The organism is Streptococcus sp. 68, assembly GCF_013277415.1.
Lineage (GTDB): Bacteria > Bacillota > Bacilli > Lactobacillales > Streptococcaceae > Streptococcus.
This window is the reverse complement of record NZ_VMMX01000010.1, coordinates 115836-131397: the sequence shown is the minus strand read 5'-3', so window position 1 is coordinate 131397 and position 15562 is coordinate 115836. Positions and strand designations below refer to the sequence as shown.

At 42.4% G+C, this 15562-nt stretch carries 11 protein-coding genes; all 11 read right to left on the bottom strand.

Annotated features, from left to right (window positions below; all coding sequences use genetic code 11):
* Positions 1-62: 62 nt before the first annotated feature.
* The 11 genes from HT720_RS05445 to dltC all read right to left on the bottom strand — a co-directional run bounded on the left by HT720_RS05445 (position 63) and on the right by dltC (position 15555).
* Positions 63-938, bottom strand: coding sequence for an Rpn family recombination-promoting nuclease/putative transposase (locus HT720_RS05445; protein WP_173274916.1), 876 nt, complete (start codon positions 936-938; stop codon positions 63-65).
* A gap of 100 nt (positions 939-1038) precedes the next feature.
* Positions 1039-2727 carry an alpha-L-fucosidase gene (locus tag HT720_RS05440; RefSeq protein ID WP_173274915.1) on the bottom strand — a complete coding sequence of 563 codons (1689 nt, stop codon included), beginning with the start codon at positions 2725-2727 and terminating at the stop codon, positions 1039-1041.
* Position 2728: 1 nt separating this feature from the next.
* The gene (locus tag HT720_RS05435; protein WP_173274914.1) at positions 2729-6517 is read right to left on the bottom strand and encodes a sugar-binding domain-containing protein; all 3789 of its coding nucleotides are present in this window, start codon (positions 6515-6517) and stop codon (positions 2729-2731) included.
* A gap of 184 nt (positions 6518-6701) precedes the next feature.
* Positions 6702-7586, bottom strand: a complete 885-nt coding sequence (locus HT720_RS05430; protein WP_025168872.1) for an SPFH domain-containing protein — start codon at positions 7584-7586, stop codon at positions 6702-6704.
* A gap of 144 nt (positions 7587-7730) precedes the next feature.
* Positions 7731-8882, bottom strand: coding sequence for an iron-containing alcohol dehydrogenase (locus tag HT720_RS05425; RefSeq protein ID WP_173212883.1), 1152 nt, complete (start codon positions 8880-8882; stop codon positions 7731-7733).
* Between the two features lie 1561 nt (positions 8883-10443).
* Positions 10444-11949: a zinc ABC transporter substrate-binding lipoprotein AdcA gene (adcA, locus tag HT720_RS05420; RefSeq protein WP_173274913.1), complete on the bottom strand. Its 1506-nt coding sequence runs from the start codon at positions 11947-11949 to the stop codon at positions 10444-10446.
* Positions 11950-11958: 9 nt separating this feature from the next.
* A complete protein-coding gene (locus HT720_RS05415; protein WP_173274912.1) occupies positions 11959-12765 on the bottom strand; it encodes a metal ABC transporter permease in 807 nt (268 codons plus the stop codon).
* Positions 12758-13462: a metal ABC transporter ATP-binding protein gene (locus HT720_RS05410; RefSeq protein ID WP_001269496.1), complete on the bottom strand. Its 705-nt coding sequence runs from the start codon at positions 13460-13462 to the stop codon at positions 12758-12760. Before HT720_RS05410 ends, HT720_RS05415 begins: the two co-directional genes overlap by 8 nt.
* Entirely contained in the window at positions 13462-13902 is a 441-nt protein-coding gene (gene adcR, locus HT720_RS05405; protein WP_049511334.1) for a zinc-dependent transcriptional regulator AdcR, read from the bottom strand. Before adcR ends, HT720_RS05410 begins: the two co-directional genes overlap by 1 nt.
* 152 nt (positions 13903-14054) lie before the next feature.
* On the bottom strand, positions 14055-15323 hold the full coding sequence (gene dltD / locus HT720_RS05400; RefSeq protein WP_049535474.1) for a D-alanyl-lipoteichoic acid biosynthesis protein DltD: 1269 nt from the start codon (positions 15321-15323) through the stop codon (positions 14055-14057).
* Positions 15316-15555: a D-alanine--poly(phosphoribitol) ligase subunit DltC gene (dltC, locus tag HT720_RS05395; RefSeq protein WP_000351967.1), complete on the bottom strand. Its 240-nt coding sequence runs from the start codon at positions 15553-15555 to the stop codon at positions 15316-15318. Before dltC ends, dltD begins: the two co-directional genes overlap by 8 nt.
* Positions 15556-15562: the final 7 nt, after the last annotated feature.

Here is a 15562-nt window from a genome sequence, read left to right as displayed (position 1 = left end):
TAACAACTAAAGCTAAAATAAAACATGCTACCTCATTTTGGCAACATGTCATCTGTTCCTATTTACAGCAATGCCTCAAACTCAGCGACAGTCATGCCTAATTGCTGACTGGCAATCTCAGGTGTCAGAAGACCTTGACGAACTAGATTTGCTAACATCGCGAAACCACCTTCAGCTCGACCACGCTCCTCCGCTTGTTCCAAGGCATAGTCCTGTGCTAACAAGGCTTGTTCTTCACGCATACGTAGTTGACTAAACATTTTCCTGTCCTCCTCGGACCAGCTCTTGTAGTCTAGCAGTTGGTCTGCTTGGCTGATAGCTCGCTCAGGTTGTTGGGTAAAGGGCTTGTTGCCGAAAAACTCTAACCACGGCTTGCGAACCTCATCTTTGCTGGTTTCTCTGTATTTTTTTAATTCCAAGAATGCCATCTTGACTAGATGGTTTTCCTGTCCGTTATTTGTGATAGTTAAGACCTCACCTGTCGTATCCTCTCGCATACTAAAGCTATGAAAAGCTAAGTCATCTGAAAAGTAATTGCTGTCCACGATTGCGATAGCGTATACTGGTGCGATGTGTTTATAGCTCTGGTGAGTATCACCTTCGCGTTGGCGAATTTTTTCAAGGTTTTGATTGACCTGACTGCACAGGTAAGCCCATAAACGATTAATGAAAAAATTCTGATGATGTACTTGTATTTCAATAATTACTTGCGTTCCATTATCCAACTCCGCCAAGACATCTATACTAGTGTAAAAATCCTGAGCTGAGTAAGGTAGGGAAGGCAAGACATGAATATTACTTCCCTCCAAAATGGTCACATTTTTTGCTGGTAAATCCAGCATATCGCGAATAAATTGACAAGTGATTTCTGGGTTACTAAAAATCTTCTTAGCAACCAAGTCGTTGGTTGGGCTAATGCCCGGATGTCTTAGAATCATCCTTTTCCTCCTTTTATTATACCACAGTTTTAAATCTAGGTTTGCTAGATTTACTGCTACTATCTATTTATTCGGAAAAGAAATGAATTATAAAGATATTTTATCTCGTTTCAACTAAAATATGAGCTTGATCCATCAGTTGTCCATCAACAGTCAGATTTAGATAAAAATCTAAAGTCTTATCAGCAGCAAAATACAGGGTTGGTATGCTCAAGTCTTTTTTGCTTTCCCCTGCTTGGAATTGAAGGACTTGAATCTCATCCTGATAGGCGACACCATGGACACCTGTCCCCGGTTGAATCGAAATCTTAGCCTCCAAAGGAGTGTCACTTTCGCTACGTTCAACCCTAAAATGAAGAGTCTCTCCCTTTGCTACAGCTAGACTTTTTTCTACAAATGCTAGTCCCTGAACAACTTCTTTTTGTGATAAGCTAGGAGTTTTATAGAGGGAAATCTTGGTCAATACAGGCATAGATTGTGCCTCGGTAATTATCACGCGCACCTTCTGTGCCTCTACTAGCGGACCTCGCAAGAGACGCTTATGACCAACGGTAAAGCCCATGCCAAATTCTTGCCAGACACCATCCACCTCTACTTGCACATGAAAAGCAGCGATTCGTTGCCCCAGCTTCAAATCTTCTCTTAACTCAAGCACATCGAAAGTTTTAGGCGCCCCTAAGTCTAGTTCTAGCTGGATGGGCAAGTCTGCAGCGCTTGCCCAAGAGCTAGTTTCAAGGCCGTCTGTCAAATGGCGACAAGCAAAGTCTGCGGAAAGAGCAGGACCAGATACCTCAGCTCCCAGAGCCAAATCTTCTTTATAGAGCTCATTGCGATAGGCCGCAAATTCATAGAGGCGTTCAATATCCTTTGCATCAAATAGCCCAGCTTGATTCGGCGGAATATTAAGCAAGAGTGGAGTTCCCCGACCCACCGAGTGAAAGTAGATTTCGATCAACTCCTCAAGTGACTTAGGATCCTGCTCTTCATGGTAAAACCAACCCGGCCGGATGGAAACATCTGCCTCACCGATTGAAAAAATAGTGCCTGAAGAATCTCCATGCTGAAGATAATCCAGCTCTGCTTCTGTTCCTAGTTTGTCAGGATTCACCTTTTGCCACAGTGGATCACCTGCATACCCTCGTTCATTGCCAATCCAGCGTATACTGGTGCCTTCTGTTGAAAAAATTAAGCAATCTCCCTGTAGTTCACGAATGGTTTCAAACCATTTTTCAAATTCATAATTGACCTTTTGAGCGCCCTCTCCTCTGGCACCATCCATCCAGACCTCAGCAAATTTCCCTCCATTTCCATAGGCAGGATTTGATAAGATTTCCTTCAGCTGAGCCAGATAATAGGCATTATAGTCCGCTTCTCGGTCCACATGATAGAGAGGACTGTGGGCATCCCAGGGTGATAGGTAAACCCCCATATCCATATCAAACTCTGTGGCAGCTTGGGATACTTCAAGGAGCAAGTCTCCCTCTCCATTCCTCCAAGGACTGGCCTTGACCGAATAATCTGTGTGAACTGTCGGATAAAGGACAAAGCCATCGTGGTGTTTGACCACCAAAATCAACTTCTTAAAGCCCGTTTCCTTGAGCACGCGAACCCATTCACGCGCGTCTAACCTTGTCGAGTTAAAGCGTTCAGGATCCTCCTGACCTGTCCCCCATTCCTGGTCATAAAAGGTATTGGGCCCAAAATGTATAAATGCTGCTAGTTCATCCTCTAAATAAGCTAGCTGGGCCTGACTAGGCAAGGGGCCATGCGGTTTTATTTCTCTTACCATATTACTTCCTATCTACATTTTTCTTTACTTTTTTGGCATGTACTTGCAATTCTGTTAACGCTAGAGGACTGCTCAAGCCTTCAAATCGAAGACGAAGGGCATAAGTCTCCACCTTGTCAAATTCAAAACGAAGCTCCTCATCCTTGTCGCTTGACACTTTTCGGATAGCTGATACAGGGCACCAATTCTCCTCTTGCTTGAGCAGGGAATCCTTATCCAAATGGTTGGGAGTCCGAGGCAAGCTAGGTTCATTCCCCACATAATAATCAATAAAGGCCGGCTCAACAGCCACATATTCTTGATTCTCAACATAATACAAGGTCAGGTTATCCACAAATCGTGGTTTTAAAATCCCTGCATCTCCAAAAAGAATGCCGACACTAGCTTGCTCTGACTTGGCAATCCAAGTATTGGCTGTCGATTTCTTCCGAGTAATAACCTTGTCATTGAGATATGAGGCTGGGTGATTCGGCTCTGAATGGGAAGCAAAGACCAGAGGCAGGTTAGACCCTGTCCATTGATTGGAAATAACTTCCCCATCTACACTGGCACCTGTCACATGAATGGTGACTGTTGCTGGCAACTCACAGCCCGCTACCTGTCCTGTGAGAACGCATTCTCCTACCTGAGCATAGACTTGAGAATCAAGCTCATCCCAAGTCACCTTGGCCGTATCTCGTCTACCATCTGATAAGACTAGCTTAACTCTGTCTGGTAAGTGTGGGGCTTCCTTAACAAGCGTCCAGACCCTTTCAGGCTCAATAGCGCAAATCCCTTGAACACAAACCTGAGCCGAAGCCTTTAGATCCAGCCCCTCAAGCTGACCAGATACCATAAATTCATGAAATTTTTCCAAATCTTCTTTAGGAATTTCCTCCCAGACAACCTTGACTCGTTTTGCATCGCCTGACTCATAGTCCACCAAGACCGAGGACGGAAGCTGTGGATAAGTTCCCTTAGCTGTATACAAGCGAAGTGGTCGCACAGAAACTGCCTGCCCTAGTGAGGTATTTTCTGCGACCTGCAAGTGAGTTTGATAGGTTTTCCCTTGATAAATGGCACGGATAGCCAAGTCACCTGCAGACATGCAATGAAGCACTCCCTGCTTGATAATGGCGTGGGCACTGCCACTCGTCTCCCAAATCACTTCACTATTCCCCACCTTGTTCACAGGGTTATCCACAGTTTGTGGATAAAGTCCAATGGCTGAGGAATCCCCTTCTTGTAATCCTGCCTGCTTGTTCACTCGAATCTCAAACAAGCGCTGATTTTTCACTGGCTGGCAATCAAAAGCCTCTCCCACTAAGAGATCAAAACTTGCTGGCTCTAGTCCTCTGGCACTGGCCTTTACTCTTACTTGGCCTGCCTGCTCCAAGCTCTGAACCAAAAGGACACCTCTGCCATGAAAGGCTTTCCTCTGAAACCGACCATTTTTCTGGGCTTGGTAACGTTCACGACTGGCCTGCCTGCCATTATCCACACCTACAATGCGAGCAGGGCCTTCAATTTCAAAATGAAGCTGATTGGAAGCAGTCGGCACCCAATTTCCAGCTTGGTCCAATACATCAAAATAAAGATAGAGGAGATCTTGCCCATCTGGCTCCAGTTGTGTTTTCTCGGCATGTAACCCGATTTTGGCTGGCTTACCTGCAGTCACTACCCTATCTTCTGCCACAATCTGACCTTGATGATCATAGGCTACAACATGCAATTCTCCTGGTTGATAAGCCAAGCGCCATTCGAGATAGAGTTGGTCAGAACCTTGTCCCTCTTGGTATTTTCTGCCATCTGAAGTCCATTTTTCCTGAAAAGTCTTCCTGCCTTGAGATTTTCCATTGAGAAATAGCTCTACAGAACCAGCATTTGAATACACTCGAACAGGGATATCCCCATACTTATCCACAACTTGTTGATAACTCTTGTGGATTTCCCAATTCCAGTGGGGCAGGATATGAACCATGGGATGCTGATTTACGTCCACCCACTGACTTTGATAGAGATAATAATCATTTTTAGGAATCCCTGCTGTGTCCACAAGCCCAAAATAGGAACTCTTGACAGGCGTATCATTTTGGTTGTGCCAAGGAGTCGGCTCACCGATATAGTCCACTCCTGTCCAGATAAACTGACCTGCATAGTCTAGCCGATTTCTATCTGCTATCCAAGAAGCCGTCGCTGTCTTCCCCCAAGGAACCCGATCATTGCCATAGTCTGACTGTTCAAAATTCCGCACGCGGCGATTATCCCCAACCCATTCCTTAGCTGGGCGAAAATAGCTATCACGCGTTCGGGTAGCCGATGAGGTTTCAGACCCGTAAAGTCGCCACTTGGGATGTCTTTTACGAATCCTATCAATATTATCTTCCGAGTAATTCAAGCCTACCACATCCAGCAAATCAGCAATCTTTTCATGACCTCCAGAACCATCTCCAAAGCGGAACTGGTCCATTCCCATGGTCACAAAACGGCTATCATCAATCTCATTGACCCTTTCCAGCAAGCGTTTAATAGTTTTCAATGAATGGGCATCGCCATTTGCTTCGCTGACTTCATTTCCCAAGGACCACATAAAAATCGCTGGATTGTTCTTGCCACGCTCAATCATAGTGCGCAAGTCGTAATCTGACCAGAAATCGCCTGCTTTCGCTTCTGGATGAGTCGCTTCTTCCTCAAAAAAGCGACCATAGTCATATTCTTTCTTGCCTCCATACCAGGTATCAAATGCTTCTTCTTGAATAAGTAGCCCCATTTTAGCAGCCACATCTAGCAAGATACTACTAGCTGGATTATGGGTGATTCGAATCGCATTGACGCCCATTTCCTTCATCTGGCGCAATCGTCTCTCGGCAGCTGACCTGTTTTCCACAGCTCCCAGAGATCCATAGTCATGGTGCAGACAAACTCCATGAATCTTCAACCAGCGACCATTTAGAAAGAAGCCCTTATCCGCTTGCCAATCTATATAGCGGTAACCAAAGCTCTCCTCTTCTTCATCAACCAAAATGCCATTTTTATAAAGGCGAGTCTTCAACTGATAGAGATGAGGATGGTCAATATCCCAAAGCAAAGGTTGGAAAATTGATATGGCTTGTTGGAAAGAATATTTGTCCCCAGACTCAATCACTAGAGAGTCTGTCGCCTGCCAGTCTGACAGCTGTTGTCCATCATACCAGATACTCTGTTCTAAATATACCGACACAGACTGAGGCCCATCATTTGAAACTTTACTTTCAAGCTGAGTTTCCACCCATCCATCTCTTTGCTCCTTGAGCTTGGGACTTTCTATCTTAATCCCATATAAATCCAGATGCACCAAATCTCTAATCAATAATTTTACTTCTCGGTAAACACCACTGCCCGAATACCAACGACTGCTAGGTTGCTTATTTTCCACAAAAACCGCAAGCTGGTTGGCTGTCCCATCGTTTCTTAGATAAGAGGTGATATCATAAGAAAAGGGTGTATAGCCATTGGGATAATAGCCCAGCACTTGCCCGTTAATATAGACTTGGGCATTCATGTAAACCCCGTCAAACAACAAACGCACCGATACAAGACTGGCATCTTCTTCCAAGTAAAACTGCGTCCGGTACCAAGCCTGACCCCCATTTAACTGACCACCCTCATTTTGCGCTGGCGAATAATGGTCAAAATCATTGTAAATACTCCAGTCATGTGGCACTTGAATGGCCTGCCAATTTCCCCTCTGAAAATCCGGTGCCAAGGCCTCTTCCTTCCCCATCTCTTGGCTAAAAAACCAGTGATTTCGTAAAACTTCTTCTCTTCTCATACAAGCATTCCTCTTTAAACGACTCGATTTACTTGACTATAGCACAAAACAAAAGCGCTTTCAAGACTTCCTCTATCACTCCCTAAATCCTCAGAAAAGATTCTATAATTTGTGGAGGAGGATTTTAATCCTCAAAGCTACAAGGGTAATGCAAAAAGAGCCTGTTGCCAAGCTCTTTGGTCTATTATTTCTTCTCAGCACGGAGGGCTGACAAGATTTGTGTACGGATATCATCCACACCATTTGGCGTATTTGGTAAAAAGATGGTTTGATTTCCTTTAGAGGCAAAAGTATTCAAGGTATCCAAATACTGGTTGGTCAAGAGGATGGACATGATTTGTTCTTCTGTCATGCCAACATTGGCTTCCTTGAGTTCGGTGATAGACTCTGCTAAGCCATCCACAATTGCCTTACGTTGTTGGGCAATCCCCACACCATGAAGGCGGTCTTTTTCTGCTTCGGCTTCAGCTGCAGTGACAATTTTAATTTTATCGGCTTCTGCCAATTCTTGCGCTGCGACCCGCTTGCGTTGCGCTGCATTGATTTCATTCATGGATTGCTTAACTTCTGCATCAGGTTCGACCTTGGTAATCAAGGTTTTCACAATAATATAGCCGTAAGTGGTCATTTCTTCTGCTACTTGGTGTTGAACTTCAAGGGCAATCTCATCTTTTTTCTCAAACAATTCATCCAAGGTTAATTTTGGAACAGAAGAGCGAAGGGCGTCTTCGATATAAGATTTAATCTGAGATTCTGGACGCATGAGTTTATAGTAGGCATCTGTCACGCTCTGCTCATTGACACGGTACTGAGTCGCCACATTCATCATAACGAACACATTGTCCTTGGTCTTAGTCTCAACCACAATATCGCTTTGCAACAAGCGCAACTGAATGCGTGCTGCAATCGAGTCAATCCCAAAAGGCAAGCGAATGTGAATACCGCTATTGGCAACCTTTTGGTATTTCCCAAAGCGTTCAATAATCGCCACCGACTGCTGACGAACCACATAAACCGTACTCAGTGTGACTATCACCAATAGGAGCACACAAACAATCAGAAAAATCATGAAAAATATTGCCATGATGGAACCTCCACAAGTATTTTTCTAGTATTATAGCACATTTAAAGAAGGCTGTACCGTTTTTACTGCGATTTTTCCTGAAATGTCAATAATTAGAGGTGAATTGTCACATTGTCGTCAAATCTCTTGCTAAAACAACTCTTTATAAAAAGCAATCGTTTCTTCTAAGGTTGGCATAAATGGATTTCCTGGTGCGCAGGCATCAATCAAGGCGTTCTTAGAAAGGTATTCAAAGTCGAAATCTTTTTCTTCAATACCAAGTTCAGTCAATTTCTTAGGAATACCTACTGTCTCAGAAAGCTTCTCAATCTCAGCAATTGCATAATCGGCACATTCTTGATCTGATTTACCTTCTACATGAAGGCCCAAGGCTTTAGCAACATTGCGAAAAGCTTCTGGTACACGTTTAGCATTTTCACGTTCTATAACTGGTAGTAGCATGGCACAGCACACGCCATGAGGCAAGTTATATACTGCGCCGAGTTGGTGAGCCATTGAGTGAACATACCCCAGACCTGCATTGTTAAAACTCATACCACCAAGGAAGATGGCATTGACCATACCTTCACGCGCTTCAATATCGTGTCCATTTGCTACAGCGCGAGGAAGGTATTCCTTGATAAGTTCAATAGCACCAATAGACAGTTTCTTGGTCACATCATAAGCACCAGGTGTTACCAAAGCTTCAACTGCGTGGGTCAGAGCATCCATACCTGTCGCTGCAGTCAAAGCTTGAGGTTTTGAAATCATCAATTCAGGGTCATTGATAGAGATAAGAGCAAGGCTATTCTTGTCAACCATTACCATCTTAACCTTGCGTTCTTCATCGGTAATCACATAGTTAATGGTAATTTCTGCTGATGTACCTGCAGTAGTATTGATAGCTACAACAGGAAGGCCTTTTTTAGCAGACTTATGAAGCCCTTCATAATCCTGTGGTTTTCCACCATTTGTAGCCATGATAGAGATACAACTAGCTGCATCCTGTGGAGACCCCCCACCAAGACTGATGATAAAATCACATCCATGTTCTTCCAAAGCAGCTACCCCATCTGTGACATTCTTACAAGTAGGGTTTGGCTCCACATCGCTAAAGATGACATATTCGATTCCTTCTGTATCCAGTGGTTTTAAAACCTTAGGTAAAATGTCACTTCCTTCGATGAACTTATCTGTCACCAAAAGTGCCTTTTTATAGCCAAGTTCCTTGATATAAGGACCCACTTCATTTACAACACCTTTACCAATAAGGTTGACTGCCGGAACATAAAATGTAGCCATATAATTTTCCTCCTGCGCCTTCGCGCTATCTATTTAACATCATTATATTACTTTTTGTATTCGTTTTCAATTATTTGTGAATTATTTAACAAATCTTTTTAAAAGGAGTGGATTTTGACTATTATTTATGAGATCCTTTTCCATCAGCAAACAAAACAAGTAGAACAGATTTTGAAATTATAATATACGAGGGCTTGCGAAAACCCTCTGTCTTCGCCCCTCAATTTAATAAAGGAAGTGTTACATATGCCAGAAACTTTACTTACAGTATTTCTAGCTTCGTTGCTTATCAACGTACTATATGAGCTTTTAAAGCCGTGGACAAAGAAACGAAACAAGTAATGGGTAATCCTTTAAGAGAGTAACAAAAAACATCATTACAGTGAACCGCACTCCAATAGTTCAAGCATTAAGCAATGTTGATGATCTGAATGTAGTGTGGTATAATATTTTTGTCATCGGTTACCGATTACGTTCCTATGGGTTCGTGAGAGGAGGTGAAACTAATGAGCCTTATCATAGAGCTCGCTCTTACTATTATAGCGGATGTTATAGCTGGAATTATCTTGTATTTCGTCTGCAGATGGCTAGATAGTAAGTAGTAGACCGAGTGACTAGCCTATCAACACCCGTTAAATCGCTAAGATACGTCAAAAAAGCCCTTAACTATGGCAGTAGTTAGGGGCTTTGGTGTTCTAATGAACCTTATCAATTAACTATATTCTAGCATATAAGTCCTAATATTTCAAGCATTAAGCAATGTTGATGATATAAATTTAATGTGATATACTATTTTTGTCATCGGTTACCGATTACGTTCCTTACGGTTCGTGAGAGGAGGTGAAACTAATGAACCTTGCCCCAGAGCTCGTTCTTACTATTGTAGCGGACGTCATAGCAGGAATTATCTTGTATTTCGTCTGCAAATGGCTAGATGGTAAGAAGTAGACCGAATGACTAGCCTGTAAACACCCGTTAAATCGCTAAGATACGTCAAAAAATCCCTTAACTACTGCAATAGTTAAGGGATTTGGTGTTCTAATGAACCTTGCCTATCGATTTTATTCTAACATACAGGTCCAGATATTTCAAGAGTTTTATTTATTATTTAAAATTCCTTAGTTCTGAAAGGTATTTGATTTTTCATCAATTCATTTAAAAATACTATACAAATTTCTTACATTTTCCATAAGTGTGATATAATGGACTCAATAAGATAACTTGTGAAGGATAAACGCTGGGTCCCAGAATGGGGTAGACTGAAAGGTTGAGCATTCCTATGTGCCTGGGGTTATCTTTTTATTTTGATTTTTTAAGGCTCTCTACAAAGTTTAGAGGGTCTTTTTCTATTCCTGTAGAATATACCAAAACACCCCTTAACTATGGCAGTAGTTAGGGGGTAGTATTCTAATGAACCTTATCCGATAAAATTATTCTAACATACAGATCCAGATATTTCAAGAGTTTTATTTATTTTTTAAAGTTCTGGAAAGGTCTATAATAAAATTAGTCATCTAGTATCAAAAAACCGACTAGCTCCTATGAACTAGTCGGTTTCTCATCAATGCGCCAACATTTCTTGGGCGATTTCTTGTCCAGATAGATTATCTGGGTAATAGGTTGGCCAGTTGTCCATTTCTTCAAATAGAGCTTCTTGGCTTGTGCCTCCAAAGAAGATATGGAAATGTTCTGCCTTAACTGGGGCAATATTGTGGTCACTAAACTGAACATACTTGAACTGTCCAGCGTCCGCATCCGTTGCTTCAAAGAGGAAGCGCACGCCACGATTGCCTTTCTTGTAAGTCAAGATTTTCTTACCCACATACTTGTAAGTGTATTTCTTGCTTTGTCCACCTTGAACAAATTCCATAGTATTATCAGTAATGTTAATCTTAGTGACATCTGTCTGATAGCCTTTTGTATAGTAGGCCTTGTACTCAGCCTGAGTCATCTTACCAGTCAACTTAGCCTTGTAGTCAAAGACTTGGTCAAACGTGCCATCTTCAAGGAAAGGATAAACTGATTGCCAGTTACCTGCATAGTCACTCAAGGTGCGGTCCTTGACATCTGCATCCTCAAAGTAACCATTTTGAACTGTCTTGGTATCCTCTGCCTTTTCAGGTTCGATAGCTGGACCTTCTTGGTCTGTTGTTTGTTTCAAAGCCTTGAGGTTTTTCTCCATGATAGAGATATAATTTTCTCCCGCCTTGGTATCTTCTTCTGTCAGACTTTCTAAAGGATTAAGGACATCTGTTTTGACACCTGCCTCTTTTGAAAGTGTGTTAGCAAGGGCTTGTGAAGCATTTTCCTCAAAGTAGATATAGGCAATTTTATTTTTCTTGACATACTCTGTCAATTCTGCCAAGCGAGCTGCTGATGGCTCTGCATCTGGAGAGAGGCCTGAGATTGCGACTTGTTTGAGCCCATAGTCTAAGGCAAGGTAGTTAAAGGCTGCGTGTTGCGTTACAAAGCTCTTTTGTTTGGCTTGAGACAAGCCTTCTGCATAAGACTTATCCAAGGCTTGCAATTTTTCGATATAGGCAGCAGCATTCTTCTCAAAGGTCTCTTTTTTATCCGGATAATCTGCTGATAAGCTGTCACGGATGTGCTCTACTAGTTTAATGGCACGAACTGGTGATAACCAAACATGGGGGTCAAACTCATGGTGATGGCCTTCTTCTCCATGGTCATGGTCTCCCTCTTCTTCCTCGCCACCTGGCAAAAGCAACATATCACCTGTCGCCTTGATGGTTTTCACCTTTTTCTTATCCAAAGTATCTAGCAATTTAGGGACCCATGTTTCCATGTTTTCATTTTCATAAACGAAGGTATCTGCGTCTTGGATTTTGGCAACTGCCTTGGCAGACGGTTCGTATTCATGGGGTTCTGTACCAGCACCGATGAGGAGTTCTACATTAGCAGTATCTCCTGCGACTTGCTTGGTAAATTCATAGACAGGGTAAAAGGTTGTCACAATATTTAGTTTGCCATCTGCCTGCTTTTGATTGGAACAAGCCACTAAAAACAAGGCACATAGACTGGCTAGTAATAAGCTAATTTTTTTCATCTTAGTCTCCTATTTGATAAAACGTCTTACTAAACTAATTAGCAAGAAAACAGTTACAAAAATAATGGTAATACTTGCGCTTGCAGGTGTTTCTGCATAGTAGGAAATGTAGAGTCCTGCCACCATTCCCAAAAAGCCAATCGCACTGGCAAGCAGCATAACCGATTTAAAGTTTTTCCCCAGACGCAGGGCAATACTAGCTGGCAAGACCATAATGGTCGATACCAGAAGAGCTCCTGCTGCAGGAATCATAAGGGCAATGGCAACCCCCGTAACCATGTTAAAAAGAATGGACATGGTACGAACTGGCAAGCCATCCACAAAGGCCGTATCCTCATCAAAGGTCAAAATGTACATCGGACGAAGGAAGAGGAAGGTCAAAATCAAAACAACCGCCGCAATGACAAAAAGGGAAATGACCTGTTCTTCGCTGATAGTCACGATGGAACCAAAAAGATACTGGTCCAAACTCATAGAACTAGAAGTTTTGCCCTTGCTCATAACAATCAGAGAAACAGCCAGACCCGTTGACATGAGGATTGCTGTCCCGATTTCCATAAAACTCTTGTAAACCGTACGGAGATACTCCAGAAAGACCGCCGCAATCAAGACAATAGCAATCGTAGAAATAGTCGGAGAAATCCCTAGTACCAGACCAAATGCTACACCTGAAAGCGAGACGTGGCTGAGGGTATCACTCATCAAACTCTGACGGCGCAAGATAAGGAAGGTCCCCAATACCGGCGAGAAAAGACTCATGGCAATAACGGCCAGAAAGGCACGTTGCATAAAGTCATAAGATAACAAACTAAGCATGGCCCACCTCCTGATCATTCTCATGAACGTTGAAACAACGCCATGGCGAGTCTTGGTTACGGACTAGATGAATATTGCGGTCCGCATAGTCCTTAACTTCTTCAGGGTCATGAGTAATCATCAAAACAGCCTTGCCATGATGATGGGCGCTGTGGTGCATGAGTTCGTAAAATTCGTTTTTACTTCCTGCATCCATCCCCGTTGTCGGCTCATCTAGGATAAACACATCTGGATCCGAAGCAAACATACGCGCAATCACCGCTCGCTGCTTTTGTCCTCCAGATAGAGACCCCAAGCGTTTGTCTCGGTGTTCCCACATGCCAACTGAGTCCAAACTGGCCTTGATATGCTCCTCATCATGAGCATTCAAACGACGGAACCAGCCTTTTCGCGGATAGCGACCCGACTTGACAAATTCGTAAACCGTACTTGGAAAACCTGCATTAAAACTAGCAATCTGTTGAGGAAGGTAAGCTATTCTCAATTTCTTACCCTGCGTATTTGTCTTTGAAATGGTTACCTTACCAATGCGTGGTTGGAGAATTCCAAGACTGGCCTTGATGAGTGTCGTCTTAGCTGCTCCATTTTCCCCTGTCAAGGTAACAAATTCCCCACTATCAACACTATAATTGATATGTTCAAGAACGGGCTCCTTATCATAATAGAAGGATAAATCCTCTACCGTAATGTATCTCATTATTTGATTTCTCCTACTAAAGCAGTCAAAAACCGCTGAATCACTTTTTGTTCATTTGGAGTAAACTGAGTCGCCACTTGTTCATAGGTTAAAAGTGTATGCTCATGGTGGTGATGATGCTCCTCAGCGATTGGACGAGCCAAATCAGTCAACTGATAAAAAATCACACGCGCATCTTTAGGATCCTTGGATGTTTCCAACATCCCTTCCTTGACCAAAGACTTAATGGCCTTGGTAACTGCAGCCTGACTGACATTGAGACGACGGGCCAATTCTGAATTTGTTAAAGATTCCTCTGACAAAAGCATGAGGATATGCTCCTGAGTATTGGTCAGGGCCACCTCGCTAGTGCAATGACCTATTAGGATTTCATGCTGATTTTCAGCTCTTAAAATAACCTCATTTAAAAATGTGTCGATTTCCTGTGCAAGCTGTCTCATGTATTACTCCTTTCCCATCCCTTCTTCTCTATTTCTAAGAGAAAACCAATTTATTAACCGGTCATTTACTGGTTCATTATATCATAATCTAAAAAAGAGTCAAGAAAAAACGTAAAAATCAGCTTCATTCTTGAACTCTTCTATATTATGATCTATTGAAATTCCTTGACATCTCCATCGTATGTCGCCCAGTCTTTGCTGAAAAAGCGCTCATTCAGATGGTAAGTCGGAGCTGGTGTGGGATTGGATAGGAAAGGATCAACTGCCTTGTCAAAAGCCAACCAGCCCAACCAACCAAGGTGAATGGTGTCCTTCATAAAGAAAGGCTCCCCACCGTCCTTAGAAAAATCTGCTATATTGGTAAAACCTTGACTTTCTAACTGGTAGCGAATCTTCTGCACCGTTTGTTGGTACATGTCCTCTCGTAAACCAGCGTAGTCCATCCATTTTTTATTAACAGGTGGAATGATAAAAATCGGGTTTACCTTAGATTTAGAAAACTGTGTTAAAACCAACTGCAAGTCATTATACTCTGGCGACTTGAGATAGGTAAAGCTTTTCTGAGAGTCCTTTAATTTCTTCAAATCTTTCTTGATCTGCGTATTATAGAAATAATTTTCCATTCCCAGATCATTATTGGAAGTATTCTTTTCAGCATCTGCTTTAACAATATCTTCTATAGTTTGATAAGAAAACTGGTCTGGCAAGGTCTTTAAATACTTAACGACATATTTATCATAATTGACATAGCCTCTAACTGAAAACTGACCAAAAAAGGAAGCTTGGCGTTCATTAAACCGAGCCAATAATTCAATCATTTCATTGTCTGCCGTCGACAATTCTTCTTTACTTGCCAACTTCTGAACTAAATCCTTCATAGCTACGTTTGGGAACTGCTGCAGTAAGCGAGTCGCTGCATATTGACTAGCCTGATCTCCAGATTGATGTTCCAGAAAACTGGTCAACTGGTCTCCATTAAAATACTGCTGGAAAGCTGCTGGCTCATAGCCATTTTTACTGAACCACTGAGGTGAGATAACATACACAACTTGTTTATTCTCCAGTTGTGGCAACATCTGTTGCATTCCAAAATACTGGTTAAGCGATGCAGCTCCCCTCTGTCCTAAAAGATAAGGACGGTAGGAGCGATTGTATTTCTCAGCTAATACCGCAGGATGAGCACCGTCAAAACGAAGCCATTCACTAGAGCCAAAGAAGGGAACAAAACGCATATTTGGATCAGATAGTGCTCTGACCTTTTGACTTCGCTCCTTAAAACTATCGATAGTAGTAGCCACTGCTGAACGCTTTTCAGCTCCTAGATTATGACGCATCTCAGTAGGATAAAAGAAAATGAGCAGAAAAACCAACAAACCAGCTATCAAGACCGGTCCGAAGATCATCCATAAGCGTTTAAGCATTTTGTAGCTCCACAATACCAGCTATGATTTTATTAGCTGTATTCCAGTCATCACGACCAAACTCTGTTACAGGGACACGAATGTCAAAACGGTTTTCAATCTCCACAATCAATTCAACCGTTCCCATACTATCCAAGACACCTGCATCAAAAAGATCTTCATCCATCATGTCAGAAACATCTTCCATAAACAACTCATCAATAATTTCGATAACTTCTGATTTGATATCCATATTTTAC